Here is a 24275-nt window from a genome sequence, read left to right on the forward strand (position 1 = left end):
CCGGCAACCTGTACCATCAGGATGAAGTAGCTTCGAGAAGCTGCAGTATTTTCTGCTCTACCGCTTCGCTGTCCCAGATATCCTCTATCCCTTTGGTCTTCATCACCTCGTCCATAACAGCCCTCTGCCGGTCGCCCTCGGCAAGGGCTTCGGCATAAGGCCGTTCGGAAAAAGTGACCCTGCTGTACAGGGGCAGCCACTGGTCCGGATACTTTTCAGCAAACCTGCTTTCGATCTTTTTCCGCAGGATAAAGGACGGGTCTGCGGTTTTGGTACTCATTTCCATAAAATTCCGGAAACTGAGTTCCGCTATGGCATCGGCATCGGGCTTACGGGTGGCCTGATAACTCCGGAACACCGTTGCCCAGTCGTCTCCATGCACATTCATAAGATTGTTCAGCACGCGAATGTCCTCAAACCCGGCATTCATTCCCTGTCCGTAAAACGGTACTATGGCATGTGCGGCATCGCCTATGAGGGCTACCTTGTCTTCATAAGTCCACGGAAAACACTTTACGGTAACCAGGGTACTGGTGGGATTCCTGAAAAAATCCTCTAACAGGTCCGGCATGACCTCAATAACATCCGGGAAGTAGGCCTGGAAAAATTGCCGGACCTTACTTTCGGTATTCAGCACTTCAAAGGAATTCTTTCCTTCAAAAGGCATAAAAAGCGTACAGGTAAAACTACCGTCCAGGTTGGGCAGGGCAATCAGCATAAACATTCCTCGCGGCCAGATATGCAGGGAATGTTTGTCCAGCCGGTGGCTACCATCGGCATTGGCCGGTATGGAGAGCTCCTTATATCCGGTTTGCAGGAATTCCTGGGAGTAATTGAACCTCCCCTGCCGCTGCATTTTATGTCTTACCCTCGAAAATGCCCCGTCTGCCCCGAATACCATGTCATAGGCAAGCGCCTCACGGGCCTCGTTTTCTGCCTGCCCGGTATGGATGGTTGCCGTAGGGAGGTCTACATCCCATACCTTGGATTCGAACAGGAAGCGCGTACCCGCCTCTTCGGCCAGATCGATCATTTTCTTGTTAAGCACTCCCCTGGAAATGGAATAAATGGCTTCTCCCTCCTTACCATAAGGCTGAAAATACACCGGTTTCCCTACCACGTGTATGGCTCTTTTATCCATTCTAATGGCCAGTTTCCTGACCGCCTCTGCAACACCGGCTTCTTTCAGGGCATTCCAGCCCCGTAACGACATGGCCAGATTTATCGACCTGCCTGAAAACTCAATGGTCCGTATATCCGGTCTCCGGTCATAAACATCTACTTCATGTCCCCTGTTCCTCAGGTAAATAGCCAGCAACGACCCTACCAGCCCGCTGCCTACGATAGCTATTCTTTTTGATTCCTGCATTTAATTGTTTTTTCGCGTGTTTTTTACCGGGTTCGGAAACAGCCCCCCTTAAAGTGTAGGGTATTCACCGGCCGCCAGTATTCGTTTTTTTTATCGGTTTTCCCTTGCAGACAGGTATTTTATGCCATTCGTCAAAATCTGTCCGAACTCGTACATGTCCTCAAAAGAACAGTAAAACGGAGCCGGTGCCAGTCGTATCACGTTGGGTTCCCTCCAATCGGTGACCACCCCGTTTTTCATCAGGTAATCGAACAACGGCCGGCCCTGCCCGTGCAAGAATACGGAAAGCTGGCAACCGCGTTCTTCCGGATTCCCGGGAGTTATGATCTCAAATGTGCTGTCCGGTATTGCGGCGTCTACCTGTTCCAGTATAAATTCGAGATAAGTGGTCAGCGTATCCCGCTTCGCTATAAGGGCATCCATTCCCACTTCTTCGAACATCTCTACGGAAGCCAGGTAAGGTGCCAGGGACAACACCGGCAGATTACTTACCTGCCAGCCGTCTGCCCCGCGCACCGGGTCGAACTGTGGTTCCATCAGAAAACGACGTTCCTTATTGTGCCCCCACCACCCGGCAAACCTCGGTATACCGGTATCTTCATGGTGTTTCTCATGTACAAAAACCCCCGAGGCATTCCCGGGGCCGCTGTTCATGTATTTATAACTGCACCAGGCTGCAAAATCCACATCCCAGTCGTGCAGCTCCAGTTTCACATTTCCCGCGGCATGTGCCAGGTCCCATCCCACTACGGCCCCTGCCTGATGTCCGGCACGGGTAATGTTCTTCATATCAAAAACCTGCCCGGTATAGTAATTGACCCCTCCCATAAGTACCAGGGCAAGTTCATCACCGGTTTCGTCTATTTTAGCCAGGATATCTTCAGTACGTATATTGTGCTCCCCTTCTCTCGGGGCTATTTCCACAATAGCATCGGCCGGGTCATAACCGTGAAATTTCACCTGGCTCTGCAGCATATACTGATCGCTCGGAAAGGCCTTTGCCTCACACAGTATCTTGTACCTTGCCTTATGAGGGCGATAAAATGAAACCATGAGCAGGTGCAGGTTTACGGTGAGTGTGTTCATCACCGTAACTTCCGAAGGACGCGCCCCCACTACCCGGCTCAACGGGCCGGCAAACCGCTCCTGGTAATCCCACCAGGGTTTCCCGGCATGAAAATGGCCTTCTACGGCCATCTCTCCCCAGTCGTTCATGACCTCTTCGACAAACTTCCGGGTTCTTTTGGGCTGCAACCCGAGGGAATTCCCGGTAAAATAGATCACCGGTTTTCCGTTTACGAGAGGAAAAATAAATTCTTCTTTATACTTTTTCAAAGGATCCCGAGCGTCTGTTTCCGCTGCAAACGCTCTCGTATTCTGGAAGTGCATTCTTTTTTGTTTCGGTAAAAGTACGGATTTCTTCTCAATTAAAGGAACATGAGGACTATCGGAAATAAAAACTTCTTCATCACTCCATCCCGGGTTCTGCACTATATTTGTAACAAAACAATACTTTATGCATTTTATCTCCGAAAATCTCGAACGTTACGTAGAAGACCATTCCGAACAGGAACCGGAACTGCTCCGGCAACTCAGCCGGGAAACCCACCAGAAGGTATTGCGGCCCCGTATGCTGAGCGGACATTTCCAGGGGAGGCTTTTAAGCCTGTTGTCCAAACTCGTGACACCGGAATACATTCTCGAGATAGGCACCTACACCGGGTATTCCGCACTGTGCCTCGCAGAAGGGTTGCAAAAAACGGGTACACTGCACACCATCGACATCAATGAGGAACTGTACGGATTTCAGCGGAAGTATTTCGACCTCAGCGGATACGGCGACCGGATCATACAGCATACCGGTGACGCCCTGGAGCTTATCCCCGGACTGGAAAACGGGATCGACCTCGTCTTTATCGATGCGGACAAGCCCAATTACTCCAGGTATTTCGACCTTATCGTACCGAAGATGAAAAAGGGAGGTCTTATACTGTCGGACAACGTATTGTGGAGTGGAAAAGTACTGGAAGAAGTAAGCGACAATGACATGAGCACTGTGGCTTTAATCGAATACAACAGTAAGCTCAGGGAAGATCCGCGTGTCGAAACCGTATTACTTCCGGTTCGCGACGGTCTCACGGTAAGCCGCGTAATCGACTAACTGCCGGCCCATAAAAAAGTATACGGCAAGGGCGATGCCCGTACCTGCCAGCCATCCCGTAAAAACATCCAGCGGATAGTGTACCGCAAAATAGATCCTGCTCAACCCGAAAACAAGAGGCCACAGGCATAAAATACAGACCCATTTCAGTTTTTTACGCATAAAAAGTATAAAGAGTGTGGTAATTGCGGCGGCATTGGAAGCATGTCCGGAAAAAAAGCTGTACCCCGGGGCGAGAACAACCACCCTGAGCTGCTTTAACATGACCGGGTCGTTTACAGGCCTGAGCCGCTGTACGGTTTCCTTGACGATCTCGGTCGTTAACAAGGTAAATGCCAGTGTAAACAACACAACCGCCACTACGGCCAGTCTCCTTTTCCCGGAAAAACTCCTTGCAACACCGTACAAGAGCCCGAGGTAAAGGGGAGTCCATGCCACTATACTGGTGGCCAGGGACCAGGCTCCGTCCCATTGCGGACTTCCCAGCCGGTTTACCGATACCAGAATATCCCTGTCCCACTCCGGCCACGGCATACCAATCATTAAAGCTGCCTTTTGACCGACCCGGTAAGATCGTCTATATCGTCTTTGACCTTATTGATCTCATTGTTGATATCATCGGTAAAACCGGTATCTATTCCCTGTTTTTCCGCACTTTTCTGTATCTCGCTCTTGATATCATTGGTAGCATTGCGCAGTTGCTGCATCCCCTTGCCCAGTCCCCTTGCAATTTCCGGGATCTTATCGGCACCAAAGACCATCACTACGATAAAAAGGATAAAAAGTATTTCCGGGCCGCTGATAAATAAAAACATAGGTTATAGAATAATAAATACAAATATACGGAAGTTTCCGGGTGCATGACAAGAATTCGGAGATCAATTATTTCCGGACGCCTACTTTACAGGTCACAGCCACCGGCCTGACAAACTGTAACCTGTAACAAAACTAAGAGACTACCAACTAAGAACTAACAACTACACCAGAGGTTTCCTCGACATCTCATCCGGTTGTTCCACGCCGATCAGTTTCAGAATGGTAGGGGCTATATCGCCCAGTATACCGTTTTCCACATGGGTTACGTCGTTGTCTACTACGATTACCGGAACGGGATTGGTAGTATGAGCGGTATTCGGGCTGCCATCGGGGTTGATCATGGTATCACAATTGCCGTGGTCTGCTATGATAATGGAAGCATACCCGTTTTCCAGGGCCGTACTTACCACATCCCGGGCACACTCGTCTACTGCTTCACAAGCCTTTACGGCAGCCTCCATTACCCCGGTATGCCCTACCATGTCCGGGTTGGCAAAATTGAGGCATATAAAGTCTGCCTCTCCTTTTTTCAGTTCCGGAATAATGGCGTCGCGAATATCATAGGCACTCATCTCTGGTTGCAGGTCGTATGTCGCTACTTTGGGAGAAGGGCACAGGATACGCTTTTCCCCTAAAAAAGGCTCTTCCCTTCCGCCGTTAAAGAAGAAAGTCACATGAGGATACTTTTCCGTTTCGGCAATCCTGATCTGCTTCTTGCCTGCCTGCGACAAAACCTCTCCGAGTGTCTTTTTGATATTCTCCTTGTCATAAATAATGTGAATATCCTCAAAGGTCTCGTCGTAATTGGTCATCGTCACAAAATAGAGGTCCAGTTTGTGCATATTCTGTTCGTGAAAGTCCTGCTGGCTCAGGGCCTGGGTCAGTTGTCTTCCCCTGTCGGTCCTGAAGTTAAAGAAGATCACGACATCTCCGGGCTGAATGGTAGCCACGGGCTGCCCTTCCCCGTTATCGGCGATAATGGGTTTTATAAATTCATCGGTCACTCCCTCGTCATAACTTTCCTGTACCGCTCCCACCAGGTCGGTGGTCAGGTATCCTTCACCGTTGACCAGGGCATCATAAGCGAGCTTGACCCTTTCCCAGCGCTTATCCCTGTCCATGGCATAATACCTTCCGGTTACCGAGGCCAGAACAGCATGTTTCTTCCGGCAATACTCCCCGATATCAGCCACAAAGCCCTTCCCGCTTCTGGGGTCCACATCACGGCCGTCCGTAAAGGCATGTACGTAGACCTGCTCCAGTCCGTAACTGTCTGAAGCATCCAGCAACCCCTTGAGGTGATTGATATGCGAATGTACTCCTCCATCGCTTAAAAGTCCCAGAAAGTGTACGTTTTTCCCGGTTTCCCTGGCATGCGCAAAGGCCTCCCGGAGCACCTGTTCTTCAGAAAGCGTGCCTTTTTCCACCGCCAGGTTTATCCTGGCCAGATCCTGGTATACGATCCTGCCTGCACCGAGGTTCATGTGCCCTACCTCGCTGTTTCCCATCTGCCCTTCGGGAAGGCCCACATTCATTCCGTCCGTCAGCAGATTGGCATTCGGATATTTCTTGTACAGAGAGTCTATAAAAGGAGTATTGGCATTATCTATCGCCGATATTTTAGGATCGGGAGACTTGCCCCATCCGTCGAGGATCATCAGTAAAACTTTCTTGTTCATGTCTTGAATTTCTATATATGGAATTTTGAAGTGTTTACAACGTATTTTCCGGCTCGTCTTACAAAAGTACGAATACTATTGCTAAATCAAATGCATAAGGCTATCAAGAAACGGAATAAATGATCACAGGCCCTTTTATGCAGTACAGCGCAGGACACCGGCAAAAACAAGAGACTATATTTCAAACAGTTAACCGCCCCCCTCTTGTTTCCCGCCTGACAATTGTTAATTTTTTGTTATAAAAAAATATTGCTGTAACATTCCTGCAAGGTTCCCGTCTTTATTACAAAGCGCTTTAAAAAAACGAAAAACAATCATCAGAAAATTTTTAATCCATCAAAATCAATACATCATGAAAAAGACAATTTCAATCCTCGCTGTTTTAGCCCTTACATTTTCATTTTCTCCTGCTTCGGCTTCTGACGGAACAGTACACGGAAACCATAAAACAAGTGTAAAAAAACTCCCCGATGTAAGTCCTTTTTGCCTGGCCATATCAAAGGGAGACCTGACCACTGTTAAAAAACTTATCGAACTGGGATACGATGTCAATGAAAAATCGGAGGGACTTACCCCCCTGATGTACGCCGCCCGTTACAATAAGGTAGAGATTATCAAGGTCCTGATCGCCAACGGCGCCAAACTTAAAACAAAAAACGAAAAAGGCTTTACCGCCCTTAAGTACGCAGAGCTTTCCAATGCCACGGAAGCGGTGACCTTACTGGAAGAGGCCTTAAAAAAATGAGACTCATAATCTCATGTTTTACATATTTTGATTAGTTAGAAACCCCGCCACCAGGTGGGGTTTTGTATTTTACAGGGGAATCCTCACCATAGCCTAAGGTAAAAGGACGGGGTTTATATCCAGTATGTTCTCTTCGGTATACCTGTCGATAAAACCATCGGTAAAATAAAGCGCCCCGGCCACTTTTTCACGGGTGATGATGGCTTTTACATCCAGTTCCCGGTATGCCCTGAGCATAGGTACGGACAGCGGTGCATAGCTGTAATGCCAGGGCTCGTAATAAAACCCCCTGCGCCCTGGCCTGTCGGTATAGGCCAGGTAATAACCATAGGCAGCAGCATTTTTATCCATCCAGTTTTTCAGGTCGCTGAAGGCTCCGTTCCCTTCGTAGTTTGCAGTATTCAGAAGGTCATTTCCCGAAAATGACACCCGTTCATCTATAATATCGATATCCGTTGCCCAGTGGTGCCGGGACGTTCCCGGTATGGTTGAATACTCGATGATCCTGTCTATGGCTTTTGAGGGCTCCATGCCGTTTTCCGTATAGGCCTGGTATTTTCGTTCCCAGATCGCCTTCTGTCTCCGGAACGTGCGGTAACCGGATACGATCTTTATCCCTATACCCTCACCGGCCGCGGCCTTCCTCATCTCCTCAAAAGCACGGCTTGCCTCAAGTCTGAGCTGTATCCCGTCCCCGAAAAGTCCGGGCGTGCCCTTACCGATAAGTTCTTCGTAAGAATATTCCCCGCGGCCGGCAGCCATTACTGGAAAACTCCCCGCCGCCACTGCGGCCAGGGTTACCGATTTCATAAAGTTTCTTCTTTTCATACCTTATCTCCAATATTCCGTCGCCGGATCATTACAGGAACCTGCTCATCAGGTAGTGGGGCCCCGCCGTCTCTATCAGAAACTCTTCCCCGGTTATCGCATACCCTATATGTTCGTAAAACCCTATGGCTACTTTTCTGGCATTCATCCATATAAAACTGCCCGATCTCCGCATTACTTCCTCCTCGGCAGCCCTCACCAGCCTGTATCCCAGTCTCTCCCCACGGTATTCCGGCATGACAGCCATGCCCCTCAGCTGAAACTGTCTGTGAACATCAAATACGGGATTATTCCGCTCCAGGAGGGTGACTACACCCGCCAGCCGGTCCCCGTCAAAAACACCCAGGTGGAATGTTCCGGGATCGTCATCTCCCTCGAATATACACGACGACAGCGGCAATCCCTCCCTGAGCACGGGGTGCCGTACTTCGTAGGTCCGGGCGGCATCTATGAATTTTACCTGATAATGGCTTGCGTCCTTCATGTTTCTGAAATTTCCAAAATATAAAATTAACCCATTTTTCGATCCCGGCACCTGTTTTTACCACAAATTACATAAGTTGTTGTGTACAAAAAGGATACCTGCTCACGCCCGGGACCTTCCCTCAAACCGGGCATTTTTTTAATCAAAAAAAGTTTTTTTTCTTGGAGTTAATTACTCCGATTACTTATATTTGCTCCGCATTTGACAAAACGCTCTTATCAAATACACCTACCGGTAATACGGTAAACAAGCGGGAGTAGCTCAGTTGGTAGAGCGTCAGCCTTCCAAGCTGAATGTCGCGAGTTCGAACCTCGTCTCCCGCTCTTTTTCCTTTTCTTCCCGATCACTCTTATTTTACATTATAAAACAGTCAGGGCATTTTGCCTGCTCCATTTAACATTTGGGCCCGGGAAATGCCGGAATAAAGGCGTATCTTTGTTTACAAATCTCTTCCCTATGGAAACGCTGGACGCCGCCCGCCTGCAAATGGCTGTTTCAATGATCTTTCATATCGTTTTTGCCTGTATCGGTATGGTCATGCCCTTTTTTATGGTAGTTTCGCACTACAAGTGGTTAAAGACCAGGGACAAGGCCTACCTGTCCCTGACCAAGGCGTGGCAGAAAGGGGTGGCCATCTTTTTTGTCACCGGTGCGGTATCAGGCACCATCCTTTCCTTTGAACTCGGCCTGTTATGGCCAAAATTCATGCTCTATGCCGGTCCCATTATCGGGATGCCGTTTTCGCTGGAAGGAGCCGCCTTTTTTGTGGAAGCCATTGCCCTGGGGTTTTACCTCTACGGATGGAAAAAGATAAAAAGCGAATGGTTTCACTGGTTTACAGGATTGATCATAGGAATTTCCGGGGTGGCATCGGGCATACTGGTAGTCTCTGCCAACGGGTGGATGAATGCCCCTGCCGGCTTTGAGTATATCAACGGTGAATTCACCAGCATAGACCCGGTAAAAGCACTTTTTAACGACGCCTGGTTCTCACAGGCACTTCACATGGTACTGGCGGCCTTTACGGCTACCGGGTTTGCCGTAGCAGGGATACATGCCTGGCAGGTATGGAAACGCAGAAACACGGCCATTCACCGGAAAGCCTTTACCATAGCCATTACCTTCGGGGCCGTTGCGGCTATCCTTCAGCCAGTAAGCGGCGATATTTCTGCCAAGGACATCGCCGTAAGACAGCCCGTAAAACTGGCCGCCATGGAAGCGCATTACGAAACCGCAAAGGGAGTTCCCCTGTATATCGGTGGTATAGTGAACGAGGATAAACGGGAGGTGACCCATAAAATCGAACTTCCGAAGATGCTCTCTTTCCTCGCTTTCGGAGATTTTGACGCCGAGGTCAAAGGGCTCAATGATTTCCCGGACGATCACCTGCCCCCCGTAGCCATCACTCATTACGCTTTCCAGGTTATGGTGGGGCTGGGCACACTGCTGGCCGCACTGGCCATACTGTTCTTTATAAGCCGTAAGAAGAGAGCGCTATCGGAAAAACGCTGGTTCTGGGTGCTCTTTGCCCTGGCTGCGCCGCTGGGCTTCATTGCCGTGGAAGCCGGGTGGATCGTTACCGAAGTAGGCAGGCAGCCCTGGGTGATATACAATATCATGAAAACAGCCGACTCGGTGACGCCCATGAAGGGAATAGAATTCAGCCTCTTTATCTTTATATTGCTCTACCTGGTCCTCGCCATTGCGGTAAGCTGGCTGATGGGCAGGCAGATCACCGTGTTTAACCGACAAAACCGGAACTCATGACCGCCGTAGTACTCTTTTTCCTGTTCGTATCCGTATACCTCTACCTCGTATTCGGAGGTGCCGATTACGGGGTAGGCATACTGGAACTGCTCTCCTCCCGAAAAAACAAAAAACTGACCAGGAATGTCGCCTACCAGATCATAGGCCCCGTATGGGAGGCCAACCACGTATGGCTGATCATAGTTATTGTCATCATGTGGATCGCCTTTCCCCGTTACTACTATATCATCACCACACAGTTGCACATTCCCCTCACCCTGATGCTTTTTGGTGTTGTCATACGCGGTACAGCCTTTATTTTCAGGCATTACGACGCAGTGGTAGATGGTTCTCAGAAAATATACAACAAACTGTTCCAGTATTCGAGTATCATTACGCCTTTCCTGTTAGGTATCAGTGCAGGAGCCCTGATCTCGGGACAGCTCGTTCCGGTGGAAGACCTGGAACAGCATTCTTTTGCCGAAGCCTATATCCATCCCTGGTTTAACATCACCTCATTCCTGATGGGCATCTTTGTGGTCTCGCTGGTCTCCTTTTCATCGGCGGTATTCCTCGTGGGAGAAACTTCGGGGAACGAGCAGAAACTTTTTATTGCAAGGGCCCGGAAGGCCAACCTTGCGGTGGCCCTGAGCAGTGTACTGGTATTCGGTTACGGAATATATGCCGAAGAGGTTTTTATAGATCACTTTTTCGATAATTCCCTGAGCATAGTGCTCGTATTACTCGCATCCGCACTACTGGTCCCCATCTGGATCTATCTCGGAAAGGAAAAAAAGGTAATGGTCAGGATACTGGTAGCCATCCAGGTATTGATCATACTCGGGGCCTGGGCACAATCCAATTTTCCCTACCTGGTATTTACCCGCGAAGGGGCGGTAAGCATTTATGATCATATGGCCACGGATACCGTAATTAACTCCATTGCCTATGCCTTACTCGCCGGCTCGGTACTCATTCTTCCGGGGCTGTTCCACCTGTTTAAGGCGTTCGGGCTTTTTAAGGTACTGCAACCTGCCGAAGGTGACCGGGGCAACCGGGGAAAAACCGTCTAAACGATCTCAGCACTTAATCCGGCATCCAGCAACATGGAACAACGGGGTTTAAGATCTTCATACGGACCTGTCTTTACCGTGCATTTGCCCTTGTAGTGGACAATAATGGAACACTGCTCAGCCTGCTCCGGGGTATGCTCACAGACATCGATAAGCATCTCGATAACATAATCAAAAGTATTGACATCATCGTTGTAAAGCACAATTTCGTTCTGACGCTTTACATCTTCCAGCACCAACACCTCTTCTTCGCTCTCTTCCTGGAAAGAAAACCTGAAAGGCCCCGGCTTCCGGTAATAAACAGCCGTGTTTTTTTCTGAGTCCATAGTTTCTGTAGTAGATATGGTTAACAACAAAATTACGTAAACCGCTCTTATACAAAGTTAAACAAAAATTAAATCAAAAAAGCAACCCTTCCGGCGTTTATCTTTTTCACTGCTGCGGTCAGGATAAAGACCTGTATTTAAGGGCTACCCAATGATTCCGCTCCAAAGCACGCTCCTGTTTCATGGAATATTCCCTGCACAATGCATCAATAACCGGGATATCGTCTTTATAAAAACCGCTGAGCAGGAGCACTCCCCCCGGACGCAGGCATCCGGCATACCGGGGAATATCTTCCAGAAGGATATTCCTGTTGATATTGGCAATGATCACATCATAAGCCTTCCCTCCCAGCAGGCCGGCATCTCCTTCCAGCACCGTAATTTCCCTGCTGTGGTTCCGCTCCGCATTTTCCAGTGAGTTGAGGTAACACCAGTTATCAATATCTATGGCGTCGATATTCACGGCACCGAGTTTTTCTGCCAGAATGGCCAGAACCCCCGTCCCGCATCCCATATCGAGAACTTTTTTGCCGTTCAGCTCCGTTCCCAGCAAATGTTGTATCATCATATGGGTTGTTTCGTGATGCCCTGTCCCGAAGCTCATCTTGGGTTCTATCACAATATCGTATTCGGTACCGGGTGTGTCGTGGAAAGGGGCCCTTACCGTACACCGCCCGTCGACAGTAATAGGATGAAAGTTTTTCTCCCATTCTTCATTCCAGTTGACCTGTGCGATCTCTTCGGTTTCATAGCTGATATCGAACTCCCCGCTGTGCAATACATAGATTTCGTCAAGGCATGCCGGGTCCCAGTGATCCTTGAGAATATAGGCATTAAGCCCATCCTCGTTTTCCACAAAACTCTCAAACCCGGCTGCTCCCAGTTCTGCTATGAGAATATCCGTGCCCGGCTGCAGCGGCCGCACCTTAAAATAACAGCCTACATATTGCATATTCATCTTCCCTTAACACATTAACCCATTTCCAAATTGACAAATTATCACATTGACAAATTATCACATTGACACATTATCAAATTAACCTACACCGCCTCTATAATGGCAATAAAATCCTTGGCTTTAAGCGATGCTCCGCCGATAAGCCCCCCGTCTACATCGGGTTGAGAGAATATTTCCCTGGCGTTATCCGGTTTTACACTTCCGCCATAAAGTATAGACACCTTGTCTGCCACCTTATCGCTGTACTGCTGTGCAATAGTCTTCCTGATAAAGGCGTGCATTTCCTGTGCCTGCTCCGGAGTGGCCGTTTCTCCCGTACCTATGGCCCAGACCGGTTCATATGCCAGTACAATACGTTTCCACGCCTGTGGCCCAAGGTGGAATAATGCCTTTTTCAACTGGTTTTCTACCACTTCAAAATGCTTTTCCGACTTGCGGTCTTCCAGTTCCTCGCCGAAACAGAATACGATAGTCATTTCATTCTTAAGCGCAGTATCCACTTTTTTGGCAAGTGTTTCATCGGTTTCGTTAAAATAGGCCCTTCGTTCCGAATGCCCCAGGATTACCGTATTTATTCCTACACTTTTCAGCATTTCGGCAGAAACCTCCCCCGTATAGGCGCCGTTATCCGCATAATGCATATTCTGGGCAATAACCTCTACAGGGCTCTGGCTCAAGGTATCAAATGCGACCCTGAGGCTGGTAAAGGAGGGGGCTACCATCACCTCGGCTTCGGTTTCGGGCATTTTTTTAAGCAGTTTGGACAACAATTCGTCGGTCTGCCCGAGGTCATTATTCATTTTCCAGTTTCCGGCAACAATCTTTTTTCTCATTGTATGGTTTGGTTTAAGGTATTTATTAATGATTCATCATCCGTCTCGATGGCTTTGTACAGGACTATCTTTCCTTCCGGACTTACCACCAGGTATCGCGGTATCCAGTCCAGTTCGATATCTTTACAAAAAGCACTGCCTTTCCAGCCTGCCTTGATAAAATAGTGCTCCCCGTAATCCAGCCGGTGTTTCTCCCTTCCTTTATGCCATCCCTCTACGCTCCGGTCGAGAGACAGGAACAGAAAAGTGACGTCCGTATACCGGTCTTTCAGCTTGCGAAGGCCGGGAATACTCTCCAGGCAATCCTTACACCAGGACGCCCAGACATCTATAAAGAGAGTCTTCCCCTTATGGGTTTCAAGAACTTGGGCAAAAGATATATCTTTTCCTTCGGTGGTGAGAAAGACATCGTTCAGGGCTTCTTTTGAAAATTCCTGCGACCTGACAACAGGGCACAACAGAAGAAAGGCCACGGTAAAAAAGGCCATAAATATTCTTTTCATAGCGATCAGTTTAGCATTGTGGTGACATTATGCCCCCGTATATATAAAAATGAAAACTCTACAAATTTAAAATAATATTTCAGAGCACAACGTCATTTAATCAGTTTCCAGTTCGCCGGCATCGTTATAATGCAGTTTCTGCACCACGGTACCCCGGTGCAGCCTCACCATCCCCGGGTTCGACCTGATGATGGTCTTAAGTGTCGTTTCATCGGTAAAATAAAAATCGAAATCCAGGTCGTATTTCTCCCTGACCGCCGTAGTACGGGCTTCTCCCGAAGCCGACATTCCGATAACCTTATACCCCGCCGCAATGGCCCGGTCGGTGGCCTCTTTTACTGCCGGAAACCCTTCCTCGTCAGATTTGCCCATATTGTAGGCAATGACCATGACAAGCTTGTCTTCCTCCAGCATTTCAACGGTGTGGTCTTCCCCGTCCTTCTCTATGGTAAAATCGTGAATGGGCGGCACATATCCTTCCCGGATCTCCCGGGTGTCTACCCCTATAAAATCCCCGTCCACCTCGGGATAATCGCCTTCCGTCTTTACGATCTTCTCTTCCCCGTCTGTTTCAAACTTCCAGGAATACTCATATAGCGGCTTGGGGGCATCTTCGGGTACAATCATTCCTTTGGTGATGTTGGCGCCCACCTTATAAGGCCTGAAATCGATTACGGGCAGGTGGTTCAACACATGGTGTGCAAAAAAAACACATCCCAGAAGGGCCGCTGCCATAACAAACATCCCCGTCCTTTCCGACATCAGCGGGGTAATATACCGCCTGCCTGCAAAAAGCAGCAGGATAAGCAGCAACAGCACCATATCCTTACCGAAGGATTCCCAGGGGGTAAGCTTGATGGCATCTCCGAAACACCCGCAATCGGTGACCTTGTTGAAATAGGCGGAATAAAAGGTCAGAAAGGTAAAGAACACGATCATGAGCAACAGGCTCCATACCGTAAACTTCGGTTTATATCCCACAAGCAGCATCACTCCCAGCAACACTTCCACCACAACCAGGAAAACCGCAATTCCCAGGGCGTAGGGAGCCAGAAAAGGCAGGTTGAGCACATCCGCACCGAAATACTCCTCCAGCTTAAAGGAGAACCCCATCGGATCGTTGATCTTGATTCCTCCGCTGATCACAAACAATACGCCTACGATAAAGCGGGATATATGTACTGTGTATTTCATGTCAATAAATTTATTTTAGACCGCTGTTGGTTGCAGGTTACAGGTTATAGGTTGCAGGTACAGCCGTTGGCATCGTATAACTCCAAAACTTCAAGCTTCAAGCTTCATCATCTTGATCAGGGCAAAGACCGAATAATTGATCATATCCTGGTAATTGGCTGCAACCCCTTCACTCACGGTGGTCTTCCCTTCATTGTCTTCGATCTGCTTTACCCGGAGGATCTTCTGGAGGATGAGGTCGGTCAGTGAACTTATTCTCAGGTCGCGCCAGGCTTCTCCGTAGTCGTGATTTTTGGCTTCCATCAGGTTTTTGGTCTCCGCAATTTTACTGTCATATAGTGCCGTAGCCTCCTCCGGTCCCAGGTCGGGGTGGTCGGCCACGCCTTTCTCGAGCTGTATCAGGGCCATGACCGAATAATTGACGATCCCGATAAACTCGGGGGTTTCCCCTTCGTCTACTTTTCGCATTCTTTTCTCCTGGAGACTGCGTATTCTCTGCGCTTTTATAAAGATCTGGTCGGTAAGCGACGGCAATCTCAATATCCGCCAGGCACTGCCGTAATCTTTCATCTTATGGGTAAACAGTTCCCTGCAGGTGGCGATCACCTCATCGTACTGCTCGGAAGTATGCTGCATATCGGTCTGTGTATTTGGTGTAAATTTCGATTAATTTTTTGAAATGCTCAACCTTACAGGGAAAATTTCGTGCCCCCTCCCCGGAAAGCTGGAATATTGTCCTTAATTTTACCCGAAGACAACGTATAGCCCGTTCTGCTATGAATACAACGATGACGATCAACTGCAAAGGGAAACTTATCGACCTCAGTACTCCCAGGGTCATGGGCATTCTCAATATTACTCCCGATTCGTTTTTTGACGGGGGACGGTACAAAGAGGAGACCGCCATACTGAAGCATACCGAAAGCATGTTGAAAGAAGGCGCTGATTTTATCGATGTCGGGGCATACAGTTCCCGTCCGGGAGCCGACCAGGTTGCGGAAGACGAGGAATTACGGCGTATCGTTCCGGTGGTGTCAATGCTGGTCAGGCATTTTCCGGGTATTCTCATTTCCGCAGACACCTTCAGGGCCTCCGTAGCCCGTGCCTGCATATCGGAAGGGGCTGCCATGATCAACGATATCGCTTCGGGAAACCTCGACCCGGACATGTTTGCCACCGTAGCAGCCCTGCGTGTTCCCTATATCATGATGCACATGAAGGGAAACCCGCAGAACATGCAGCAGGACCCGCAATACGATGATATCGCACGTGAAGTGCTGTACTACTTTTCCGAAAAAACCGCAAAGGCCAGGGAAGCCGGTATCAGTGATATTATTATCGACCCGGGGTTCGGTTTTGCCAAGACCCTCGGGCATAACTACGAATTGCTGGACCGTATGGAACTGCTGCAACAGACCGGACTCCCCGTACTGGCAGGGGTCAGCAGGAAATCCATGATCTACCGCCTGCTGGGCATTTCCCCGGAAGAAGCCCTGCCGGGCACTACGGTTCTGAACACCATAGCACTGCTCAAAGGAGCCGTCATCCTCAGGGTACACGATGTCAGGGAAGCCGTCCAGAGTATTAAAATAGTAACACAGTTACATTCCTGAGGGTCGCAAAACCGATCTGCATAATATCTATTATTAAGTTGAGCTTATTTTTTATAAAAAACCGTCAGAAGTCGTATCTTAGCCCCTTATGAATACAAATATACAAGAACTGGAACCTGTACTGGAAACGCCTTCCGGAGTGGTGATCATACCGCATAAAAACCCGGATGGTGATGCCATGGGGGCCTCACTGGCCATGTATCACTACCTGAAACTTCTGGGGCATAATGCTACGGTAATATCGCCCAATGAATATCCCGATTTTCTCAAATGGATGCCCGGTAATGACGAAGTGGTCAAATTCGAAACGAAAAGGAAGACGGCAAAACGCCTTATAGACCAGGCCGAACTGATCTTTACCCTCGATTTCAATGCCCTGGGACGGGTGGAAGACATGAAGCCTGTGCTGGAAAAGAGCAAGGCCACCTTTGTGATGATCGACCACCACGAACAGCCCGAAGACTACGCCACGTATATCTATTCCGATCCGCAAATGGGGTCTACCTGTGAGATGATCTATCATTTTATAGACAGCATGGGGCACAGGAACAAGATCGGCAGGGACATTGCCACCTGCCTGTATACCGGAATCATGACCGATACGGGATCCTTCCGGTTTCCGTCAACTACCAGCCTTACCCACCGGGTTATTGCCGATCTTATAGACCGGGGTGCGCGGAACTCCGATATCCACAACGCAGTATACGACACCAACGGCCTGAGCCGTCTTCACCTGCTGGGATGCGCCCTGAAAAACCTGGTGCTGCTCGAAGAGTTCAACACCGTGTATATCACCCTTTCCCGGAACGAACTGGAACAATACGGCTTCAGGAAAGGAGATACCGAAGGTTTTGTCAATTACGGACTATCGCTGAACAAGGTGCGTTTCTCGGTGATCTTCATAGAAGATACCCAGGAAGACTTTATCAAGATATCCCTGCGTTCCACAGGTGATTTCTCGGTAAACGAGTTTGCGCGGGAGCATTTTAACGGTGGCGGACATATCAATGCTGCCGGCGGAAGGAGTGATCTGCCCATGGAAAAAACCGTGGCGAGGTTCACCGGCCTGCTCGGCGATTACAAAGCAGCACTCACCTCATGAAATACATTGACATCAGGCATATCACCATCGTCAGCAATATCGTTCTCGGACTGCTCATATCCGTATGCTGCACCTCCTGTAAGGAACCGGAGCCGAGGCGCCCCGTACAGGTAAAGACCGGAGCGTTTTTCAGGAAATCGGTAGAACGCAACCAGGCCCTGCTGTCCGAAGAACAGGAATACATACGGAAACTCATGGCCGAAGATACGGTACATCAGTATATTGCCTCCTCCAACGGATACTGGTATTATTATACCCAAAAGGACAGTACGGCCACCTATACCCCGAAAACCGGCGATGTTATCGTTATCAGTTACGATATCAGGCTGCTGGACAACAGTGTGGTCTACAGCAGGGAGGAAATAGGGGATGTAACCCTGGAAGTAGACAGGGAGCACCTTTTTCCCGGCCTGAGAACGGCTGTAAAGCTGCTTAAAAAGGGAGAGACGGCAACCTTTCTGTTCCCCTCTTCCCTGGGATACGGCTACCACGGGGACGAAGAGCGTATCGGGATCAATATTCCCATAAAGAGTACGGTGACCCTGACCGATATCCTCGAAAAGGCTCCGGACAGCATACCGGCGGCACCGGCGGCGGAACATATCGAATAATCAAAACCAAAAACATACGTAAATGAAGAAAATAAACCTGACTTTTTTACTGCTGGCAGTAGTTGTGCTGGGATGTAAAAGCACCAAGCACCCGGATCTCGGTGACGGAATTTTTGCCGATATAGAGACGAACAAGGGAGAAATGGTATTACAGCTGCATTACCAGGAAACCCCGGTAACCGTAGCCAATTTCGTATCCCTGGCCGAAGGAACCAATCCCTTTGTTGCCGACAGCCTTAAAGACAAAAAGTATTATGACGGGGTGATTTTTCACCGGGTCATAAAGGATTTCATGATACAGGGAGGAGACCCTTCCGGGACCGGCATGGGAGGCCCAGGGTATAAATTCGAAGACGAGATCGTCGACAGCCTGGAGCACGATGCCAAGGGAATACTCTCCATGGCCAATGCAGGCCCCGCGACCAATGGCAGCCAGTTCTTTATCACCCACGCCCCTACTCCCCACCTCAACGGCCGCCATACCGTATTCGGGAAAATCGTAAAAGGGCTGGAGGTTGTAGACAGTATTGCCAATGTAAAAACTTCGCCGGGTGATAACAAACCTATGGAAGATGTAGTCATGGAAAAGGTGACCATCATAAGGAACGGCAAGGATGCGAAAAAATTTGACGCCGTTGAAGTGATGAACGGATACTTCGACGAGGTCAATAAAAGAGAAGAAAAAATAAAAGCGGTGGCCGATGCCATGGCTGAAGAATTCGGAACGCAAAAAAATGAAGCCGAAGAACTTCCCAGCGGCCTGAAAATACTTTTCCTGAACAAGGCCGAAAACGGCGAAAAACCGCAGGAAGGAAGTTATGTAAAGGTCAACTATGCCGGCTACCTGGATACCGGAAAGCTGTTTGACTCCAATGTAGAAGACATCGCCGAAAAATTCGGGACGGTAGATGCGGTCAGGAAACAGCGGGGCGGATATGACCCCATACCCATGCTGTATGGCCCGGATTCCCCTCTTATTGCAGGGTTCAGGGAAGGATTGCTACAGATGAATATCGGAGACAAGGTACGGCTCTTTATCCCGTCACACCTCGGCTACGGAGAGGCCGGTGCCGGTGGGGTTATCCCTCCCGATGCCGACCTCGTCTTTGACCTGGAGATCATCGGGACAGCGGAGTAGTATAGCGCGATCGATAAAAAAACCATGACCTGACAGGTTTTTGAAACCTGTCAGGTCTTTTCATTCACCAAATACCCTATTAGCTTAATAACTATTGAATTACTCTATCCTTCCGCATTCGATCACTTCCCCCCTGTCAAGGACCAGTTTTCTATCCACGCATTCCGGGATTTCATCGGTGTAATGAGAAACAAATATCATGGTCGTGCCCAGGGTTTCGCAAAGCCGGTTGAGCAGTGCCCTGAAATACGCGACCTGCTGTTCGTCCAATCCCTGCAGGGGTTCGTCGAGGATAAGGAGTGAAGGACATTTCACCAGGGCCCTGGCCAGCAATATACAACGCTGCTCTCCCAGGGAAGCATGGGCAAAATTACTCTGCTGCAAACGCTCAAGCCCGAGGACATGCATCCATTGCCGCGCCAGGCCCGACTGGTATTCCGAAGGTGTGCTCACCACCCCCACTTCGTCCCTGAACCCGGAGACAATGACATCCAGGCAACTCAGGCTGCTGTATACCTCCCGGTTACCATTATCAATCCCCGGAACGGTATTTAATATTCCCTTTCCCCTCAGAAAATACAGATGGAGCTCTGCCGAAACAAAACCTATCTTTCTTTTGATATCCCAGATACTCTCCCCCGTTCCCCTCCTGCGATCGAACAGGGTCAGCTTATTGTTGTACCCTTGCGGATTATCGGCCGTGATAAGACTTAAAAGTGTTGTTTTTCCCGCCCCGTTATGCCCTACCAGTGCCCAGCGCTCACCACTGCGCACTTGCCAGGTGATCTTTTTCAGGATATGCTGTCCTCCCAGGTAAACGTCGACATCTTCCATACCTACAACAATATCGTGCTGCCCGGTTCCGGACGGGCGTAACCGCTCAAACCACGTACTGTCTTTCAATGTTATCTGCTTTTCCGCAGGTACGGTATAGCTCTCCCTGTCGGTATATTGTTTTACGCGCCCCTTATCGAGTTCCAGCACCTTGTCCATATCGGCCGGCACCTGCCCGGCACCGCAAATAATGATAAGCACCACAGTTCCGGAAAGTTCTTCCAGCAGGGTATCGAGATGTTCCCTGGATACGGCATCCAATCCTACGAAAGGTTGATCCAGGATCAGCACATCAGGCGTTTTCAGAAGCGCGGCGGCCAGCTGGGTACGCTTCCGCTCTCCGTTACTCAGCTGGAGCAGTTTCCGCTCCAGGATATGACCTATACGTGTACTGTCAATCGCCTTGTCAAGTACCTCACCGGAAACCCCGCTTTCCCTGGCAATACGCTTCAGGTAATCGTAAACTCCCGGCATACCCGAAGTATCCCGGGCCTCGTACCGCTGACTGTAATGGGTGTGCCCGCGACCGGAAACTGCGAGGAACTGGTCCTGCTGTTCCACCATTTCCACTCTCGATGTCGCGGGGCCGAATTTTCCGGAAGAGGGCTGTACCTTACCTGCAAGTATCCTGCAAAGTGTTGTTTTCCCCGAACCCGACTCCCCTACTACAGCCAGGGAAGCGCCTTCGGGCAACCGGAAACTTATACCGTCAAGCACAGAAAAGCCCCGGCGGGTCAGGGAGACCCGGTCACAATATATCATGGCAAAATTATTTTTAAACAAGTTCTTATTACAACAGCAAATAAATAAAAAAAACCGGACACTGCTGACAAAGGGTTGTCACACACTCCCTGTTTCTTTGCATTATAAACCTTAAATATCTGATATCATGAAAGACAGCATCATCAAACAACACAATGTTATTTCTTCCGAAATGCTTTATTCCCACTGGCAGGGACACCGCAGCCTGACCAGAAGGGTCATAGAAGCCTTCCCGGAAAAGGACCTGTACCAGTTCAGTATAGGGGGTATGCGCCCCTTTTCCGAACTGGCGATGGAAATGATCAAGATTGCACTCCCGGGGATCGAAGGTATTGTTTCCGGAAAATGGGAAGACATGGAAAGCATGCCTACCCCGGAAACCAAGAAAGAGATCCTGGAATTATGGGATAAGGTTACGGAACGCATCGACGCGCTGTGGCCACAGATACCGGACGGGCGCTTCGAGGTAGTGGAAGCGGCTTTCGGCCTGTACGAATATCCTATCTATGCTTCACTGCTGTATTTTATAGATAATGAAATACACCATCGCGGACAGGGATACGTGTATCTCAGGGCCCTCGGACTGACCCCTCCTCCGTTCTGGGAGCGTGAAGAGCAGGGCGGGTTGATGTAAAACTTTTATACAAAGGGGAGAGCTGGTTTCTCAGGCTACTCCCCAAACCTTTTCACTCTTACCTGCTTTTGCCTTACTGCTATCCCGAATACGGGCAGGGAGGTAATCTCTCCGGCTTTCACCTCGAAATCGCGGACCATCTCCTCACATGAAGTATTTGCGGGAAGAGAATTTCCGATCAGTTTCACCCGGTAGTTCCCGGTAGGCAAAAAGGCCATGAAACTCCCGGATTCGTCGGTAGCCACGCGTTGTATATAACGGTCTCCCCGGTATATATCGAAGGTGATCCCCTGTCCCCTCAGCCTGAAATCCACAGCGGTCCTGGCATCGAGGTCATAACGTATTCTTCCAGCAACAGTACCGTTGCGGTGCAAAGGCACCTCCGTATAGGTATAGTGTTCATTAACCTCCACCACTTTTTGCGGGCTGAACCAGCCCTGTGATGTGACAGGGACAACGGTAATGGCCCCGTAAGGGACCTTCCTGTAATATATTCTTCCTTCCTTATCGGTCAGGAAAGAAGTTTTTCCGAGGGAGAGCATATAATTTTCGGCCACCTCGTCGCCTTCGTCAAAAACATTATTCACATTCTTGTCGTAATATACGAAGACTACAACACTGCTCTTTTTATAAGGCGAAGGCTTTCTCCTTTCAAGGTGCAGCACCACCCCTCCCTCTATGGTCAGCATATTATCATTTCCTGCCATCAGGGGCATCATCCCGGTATCGTAACGGAACCAGGACGAATTCAGGTACAGGCTGTATGCCGGACGGGGGGCGTAATTCAGGTTGAGAAAAGCCGAGGGGGTCTTCCCGGTCCTGAAGTCGTCTATATACCCCAGTCCCGACCGCAGGGAAAGCCTGTCTTCGAACAGGTTCTTCCCGGCGACGAGGGAGAGGATCATGCGGCGGAAGTTCCTGTCATCGTCATAAAATGCCGTGGAAGCGTGTTCGGAAAGAAAATACCCGCCGTACTGATAGGAAGCGTTGAAACTGACCCCCTGGTAATTATATATGCCCGAAAATTTCAGCTGGGCCTTTAACGCGTCCTTATCCGGATAGTTTGCGAGCCCCGTCTCGGCTCCCATGACCACGGAGTGTTTCCCGTTTACACTTACCCAGTTAAGACTTTCCACCAGGCGATGTACATCCATACGAAGTTTTTGATCCGGATCGCCAATACCAAACAGGGCATTATACCCGTTACTGCTTTCCGACTGGTACTGGTAACTGATCCCGAAGCCCAGGCCCTGTGTATTTGCAGGAAAGCGTATCCCGGCATCAAAACGGGCGTTATTCGAAAAGACATTCATTCCGTAAGTGTAGGATTTCGGGAAGTAATTGGAAACATAGGCATTTGCGGAAAACACCTTTTCGCCTGTGAGCCTTCCGGATATATGCTGCTGCAACATCAGCATTCCCCTCCTGTTTCCCGGAAAATAGGGAGTGCTATAGAAATAGTTCCCCGAGAGCCTTATATTGCCAATACTCCCGGTATACTGTGTTTCGACCGCTCCCGACGGTTTATCCTTATCTGCCTCGTAGTACTGGCTCATGGCCCCGAAAACCCTGAAAGTGGACGTCCATCCCTTTCCCGGTATCCTGACCATCTCCGTACCCAACACATTATGCCTGGCCTCTTCCAGGCGGTCTTCCTTGAAGATATAGGTTGCAGAAAGCCGTTTTAAAGGGCCGGAACTACCCAAAACTCCCCTGGCATACACCCCGTATCCTTCCCGTAAAAAGGCGTGCTGCTCTATAAGGTTAAAATTCTGATCTATAAAACCCGCCTGAAACACATCGTTATTACTGCTGTCTTTCAGGGAAAACTCAGCTCCTCGTCCGAACATATACAGTTCCAGGGGCCGGCTGATATTCCCCGCCTTTATTTCGCTCCTGTTCAGGCGGTACGAAACCGAGGTTCCCGTAACTACGGGATCCCGCTGGCCCCCTCCCTGATATATATTGCCCCTGAAAGACAAAAATCCCGCGGGAAGATCGACACTTCCGTTTCCCATAAGCTGGTACATCTCCCTGTTATAACCGGAATTCCTGTAACTTAATGTGAGGTTATTGTAGCCTGTGAAAGTTTCGAAATTACCGGCATCACCTGCATTATACCACCTGTTCGACGCAGTGTTCGTCACGGTAACGGAGAGATGCCCGAAAAGTTCCTTTTCACCTCCTCTCATTCCCGAAACATTAACGGTAAACCGGGGTTTGGAGAGCAAAGTTCTATCGGGAATAAAACTGAAGGAAAAGATGGTATCCCTCAACACGCCTACCACTCCAGTCTTCTCAAAAAAGTTATCTTCTCCCATAAGTTCCGGAATGCTAAAAACAACATTTACCTGCTGCCCTGTATTCCCCTGGTTACTCACCGTTACTTCTACCGACACAGAATCTCCCGGAGTATTGTTGTATATCTCCGGGGTTTGTGCCGATAATCGCAGCATATTCCGTTCTTCTACAGCCTGCTGAATATCATCTTTGGCAACAAGCTTACCATCGCTGTCCAGAAGAAAAAAAACAATTTGAACGGTTCCGGCTCTCGCAGTTCCTCCAGCATGTATCTTAACAGGAAAATACCTTTTCTCCCCTGCCTTTACGGATACATCGGGCAAGTTTCCCGAAATATTCCTGAAACCTTCGGGTACCTCGATCTTCACGGCCCCGTTGAAGTCAGAGGTGGTCGTATTATGAAGCAATACGGTCACATCGATAATATCTCCCTTCCCGGTATCAGGGGCACGCTCTGCTTCCATCAGTATTCCGTGTGCGTCCTGGGCATACGAACAGAGGCCGGAACACAAGACCCCCAAAATAAAAATCATATTTCCGGGAATTACTGAAAGCATGGTGCAAA

At 49.2% G+C, this 24275-nt stretch carries 24 protein-coding genes and 1 tRNA gene; 10 read left to right on the plus strand and 15 right to left on the minus strand.

Translation table 11 applies throughout. From position 1 onward, the window contains the following. Positions 1-16 precede the first annotated feature (16 nt). Both DN748_RS04720 and kynU read right to left on the minus strand, forming a co-directional pair. A complete protein-coding gene (locus DN748_RS04720) occupies positions 17-1369 on the minus strand; it encodes an FAD-dependent oxidoreductase (RefSeq protein ID WP_112370619.1) in 1353 nt (450 codons plus the stop codon). Between the two features lie 90 nt (positions 1370-1459). Continuing rightward, on the minus strand, positions 1460-2758 hold the full coding sequence (gene kynU, locus DN748_RS04725; protein WP_112370620.1) for a kynureninase: 1299 nt from the start codon (positions 2756-2758) through the stop codon (positions 1460-1462). 127 nt (positions 2759-2885) lie between these two features. Between kynU and DN748_RS04730 the strand changes: the two genes are divergently transcribed. Further along, positions 2886-3530 carry an O-methyltransferase gene (locus tag DN748_RS04730; RefSeq protein ID WP_112370621.1) on the plus strand — a complete coding sequence of 215 codons (645 nt, stop codon included), beginning with the start codon at positions 2886-2888 and terminating at the stop codon, positions 3528-3530. On the opposite strand, the gene DN748_RS04735 is transcribed toward DN748_RS04730, so the two are convergent. The 3 genes from DN748_RS04735 to gpmI all read right to left on the minus strand — a co-directional run bounded on the left by DN748_RS04735 (position 3483) and on the right by gpmI (position 6025). Beyond that, complete coding sequence (locus DN748_RS04735; protein ID WP_112370622.1) at positions 3483-4073, minus strand: phosphatase PAP2 family protein; 591 nt, start codon at positions 4071-4073, stop codon at positions 3483-3485. The two genes, DN748_RS04730 and DN748_RS04735, sit on opposite strands and share 48 nt — an antisense overlap. Then, the gene (locus DN748_RS04740; RefSeq protein ID WP_112370623.1) at positions 4073-4345 is read right to left on the minus strand and encodes a Sec-independent protein translocase subunit TatA/TatB; all 273 of its coding nucleotides are present in this window, start codon (positions 4343-4345) and stop codon (positions 4073-4075) included. The genes DN748_RS04735 and DN748_RS04740 overlap by 1 nt, the downstream gene beginning before the upstream one ends. 162 nt (positions 4346-4507) lie before the next feature. Continuing rightward, positions 4508-6025 (minus strand): 2,3-bisphosphoglycerate-independent phosphoglycerate mutase, encoded by a 1518-nt coding sequence (gpmI, locus tag DN748_RS04745; RefSeq protein ID WP_112370624.1) that lies wholly within the window; start codon positions 6023-6025, stop codon positions 4508-4510. Positions 6026-6377: 352 nt separating this feature from the next. Between gpmI and DN748_RS04750 the strand changes: the two genes are divergently transcribed. Continuing rightward, positions 6378-6770: an ankyrin repeat domain-containing protein gene (locus DN748_RS04750; protein WP_112370625.1), complete on the plus strand. Its 393-nt coding sequence runs from the start codon at positions 6378-6380 to the stop codon at positions 6768-6770. A 93-nt stretch (positions 6771-6863) separates the two neighbouring features. On the opposite strand, the gene DN748_RS04755 is transcribed toward DN748_RS04750, so the two are convergent. Next, positions 6864-7598 (minus strand): M15 family metallopeptidase, encoded by a 735-nt coding sequence (locus tag DN748_RS04755; protein ID WP_112370626.1) that lies wholly within the window; start codon positions 7596-7598, stop codon positions 6864-6866. Positions 7599-7629: 31 nt separating this feature from the next. Further along, the gene (locus tag DN748_RS04760; protein ID WP_112370627.1) at positions 7630-8082 is read right to left on the minus strand and encodes a GNAT family N-acetyltransferase; all 453 of its coding nucleotides are present in this window, start codon (positions 8080-8082) and stop codon (positions 7630-7632) included. A 250-nt stretch (positions 8083-8332) separates the two neighbouring features. On the opposite strand from DN748_RS04760, the gene DN748_RS04765 reads away from it, so the two are divergent. The 3 genes from DN748_RS04765 to DN748_RS04775 all read left to right on the plus strand — a co-directional run bounded on the left by DN748_RS04765 (position 8333) and on the right by DN748_RS04775 (position 10901). Then, positions 8333-8405, plus strand: a tRNA-Gly gene (locus DN748_RS04765). Between the two features lie 133 nt (positions 8406-8538). Beyond that, complete coding sequence (locus DN748_RS04770; RefSeq protein ID WP_112370628.1) at positions 8539-9849, plus strand: cytochrome ubiquinol oxidase subunit I; 1311 nt, start codon at positions 8539-8541, stop codon at positions 9847-9849. Next, positions 9846-10901: a cytochrome d ubiquinol oxidase subunit II gene (locus tag DN748_RS04775; RefSeq protein ID WP_112370629.1), complete on the plus strand. Its 1056-nt coding sequence runs from the start codon at positions 9846-9848 to the stop codon at positions 10899-10901. Before DN748_RS04770 ends, DN748_RS04775 begins: the two co-directional genes overlap by 4 nt. Here the strand turns inward: DN748_RS04775 and DN748_RS04780 are convergent. The 6 genes from DN748_RS04780 to DN748_RS04805 all read right to left on the minus strand — a co-directional run bounded on the left by DN748_RS04780 (position 10898) and on the right by DN748_RS04805 (position 15351). Then, complete coding sequence (locus DN748_RS04780; protein WP_112370630.1) at positions 10898-11227, minus strand: ATP-dependent Clp protease adaptor ClpS; 330 nt, start codon at positions 11225-11227, stop codon at positions 10898-10900. The two genes, DN748_RS04775 and DN748_RS04780, sit on opposite strands and share 4 nt — an antisense overlap. A gap of 118 nt (positions 11228-11345) precedes the next feature. Further along, positions 11346-12185, minus strand: a complete 840-nt coding sequence (gene prmA, locus DN748_RS04785; protein WP_112370631.1) for a 50S ribosomal protein L11 methyltransferase — start codon at positions 12183-12185, stop codon at positions 11346-11348. 83 nt (positions 12186-12268) lie between these two features. Then, positions 12269-13018 carry a triose-phosphate isomerase gene (gene tpiA, locus DN748_RS04790; protein ID WP_112370632.1) on the minus strand — a complete coding sequence of 250 codons (750 nt, stop codon included), beginning with the start codon at positions 13016-13018 and terminating at the stop codon, positions 12269-12271. Then, positions 13015-13521 carry a TlpA family protein disulfide reductase gene (locus DN748_RS04795; RefSeq protein ID WP_112370633.1) on the minus strand — a complete coding sequence of 169 codons (507 nt, stop codon included), beginning with the start codon at positions 13519-13521 and terminating at the stop codon, positions 13015-13017. The genes tpiA and DN748_RS04795 overlap by 4 nt, the downstream gene beginning before the upstream one ends. 96 nt (positions 13522-13617) lie before the next feature. Next, positions 13618-14715 carry a BT_3928 family protein gene (locus tag DN748_RS04800; protein WP_112370634.1) on the minus strand — a complete coding sequence of 366 codons (1098 nt, stop codon included), beginning with the start codon at positions 14713-14715 and terminating at the stop codon, positions 13618-13620. A 90-nt stretch (positions 14716-14805) separates the two neighbouring features. Then, complete coding sequence (locus tag DN748_RS04805) at positions 14806-15351, minus strand: DUF1599 domain-containing protein (RefSeq protein WP_112370635.1); 546 nt, start codon at positions 15349-15351, stop codon at positions 14806-14808. A 152-nt stretch (positions 15352-15503) separates the two neighbouring features. Between DN748_RS04805 and folP the strand changes: the two genes are divergently transcribed. From folP to DN748_RS04825, 4 genes are all read left to right on the plus strand, one after another. Beyond that, complete coding sequence (gene folP, locus DN748_RS04810) at positions 15504-16328, plus strand: dihydropteroate synthase (protein ID WP_112370636.1); 825 nt, start codon at positions 15504-15506, stop codon at positions 16326-16328. An 88-nt stretch (positions 16329-16416) separates the two neighbouring features. Then, positions 16417-17430, plus strand: a complete 1014-nt coding sequence (locus DN748_RS04815; protein WP_112370637.1) for a DHH family phosphoesterase — start codon at positions 16417-16419, stop codon at positions 17428-17430. Then, positions 17427-18041 (plus strand): gliding motility-associated peptidyl-prolyl isomerase GldI, encoded by a 615-nt coding sequence (gldI, locus tag DN748_RS04820; protein WP_112370638.1) that lies wholly within the window; start codon positions 17427-17429, stop codon positions 18039-18041. Before DN748_RS04815 ends, gldI begins: the two co-directional genes overlap by 4 nt. Before the next feature lie 22 nt (positions 18042-18063). After that, positions 18064-19179: a peptidylprolyl isomerase gene (locus DN748_RS04825; RefSeq protein ID WP_112370639.1), complete on the plus strand. Its 1116-nt coding sequence runs from the start codon at positions 18064-18066 to the stop codon at positions 19177-19179. A gap of 99 nt (positions 19180-19278) precedes the next feature. On the opposite strand, the gene DN748_RS04830 is transcribed toward DN748_RS04825, so the two are convergent. After that, positions 19279-20775 (minus strand): ATP-binding cassette domain-containing protein, encoded by a 1497-nt coding sequence (locus DN748_RS04830; protein WP_112370640.1) that lies wholly within the window; start codon positions 20773-20775, stop codon positions 19279-19281. 127 nt (positions 20776-20902) lie between these two features. On the opposite strand from DN748_RS04830, the gene DN748_RS04835 reads away from it, so the two are divergent. Further along, on the plus strand, positions 20903-21409 hold the full coding sequence (locus DN748_RS04835; protein ID WP_201741428.1) for a DinB family protein: 507 nt from the start codon (positions 20903-20905) through the stop codon (positions 21407-21409). A 35-nt stretch (positions 21410-21444) separates the two neighbouring features. Here the strand turns inward: DN748_RS04835 and DN748_RS04840 are convergent, their stop codons facing one another. Then, positions 21445-24243, minus strand: coding sequence for a COG1470 family protein (locus tag DN748_RS04840; protein ID WP_146746558.1), 2799 nt, complete (start codon positions 24241-24243; stop codon positions 21445-21447). Between the last annotated feature and the right edge of the window lie 32 nt (positions 24244-24275).

It is taken from the genome of Sinomicrobium soli (genome assembly GCF_003285545.1).
GTDB lineage: Bacteria > Bacteroidota > Bacteroidia > Flavobacteriales > Flavobacteriaceae > Sinomicrobium.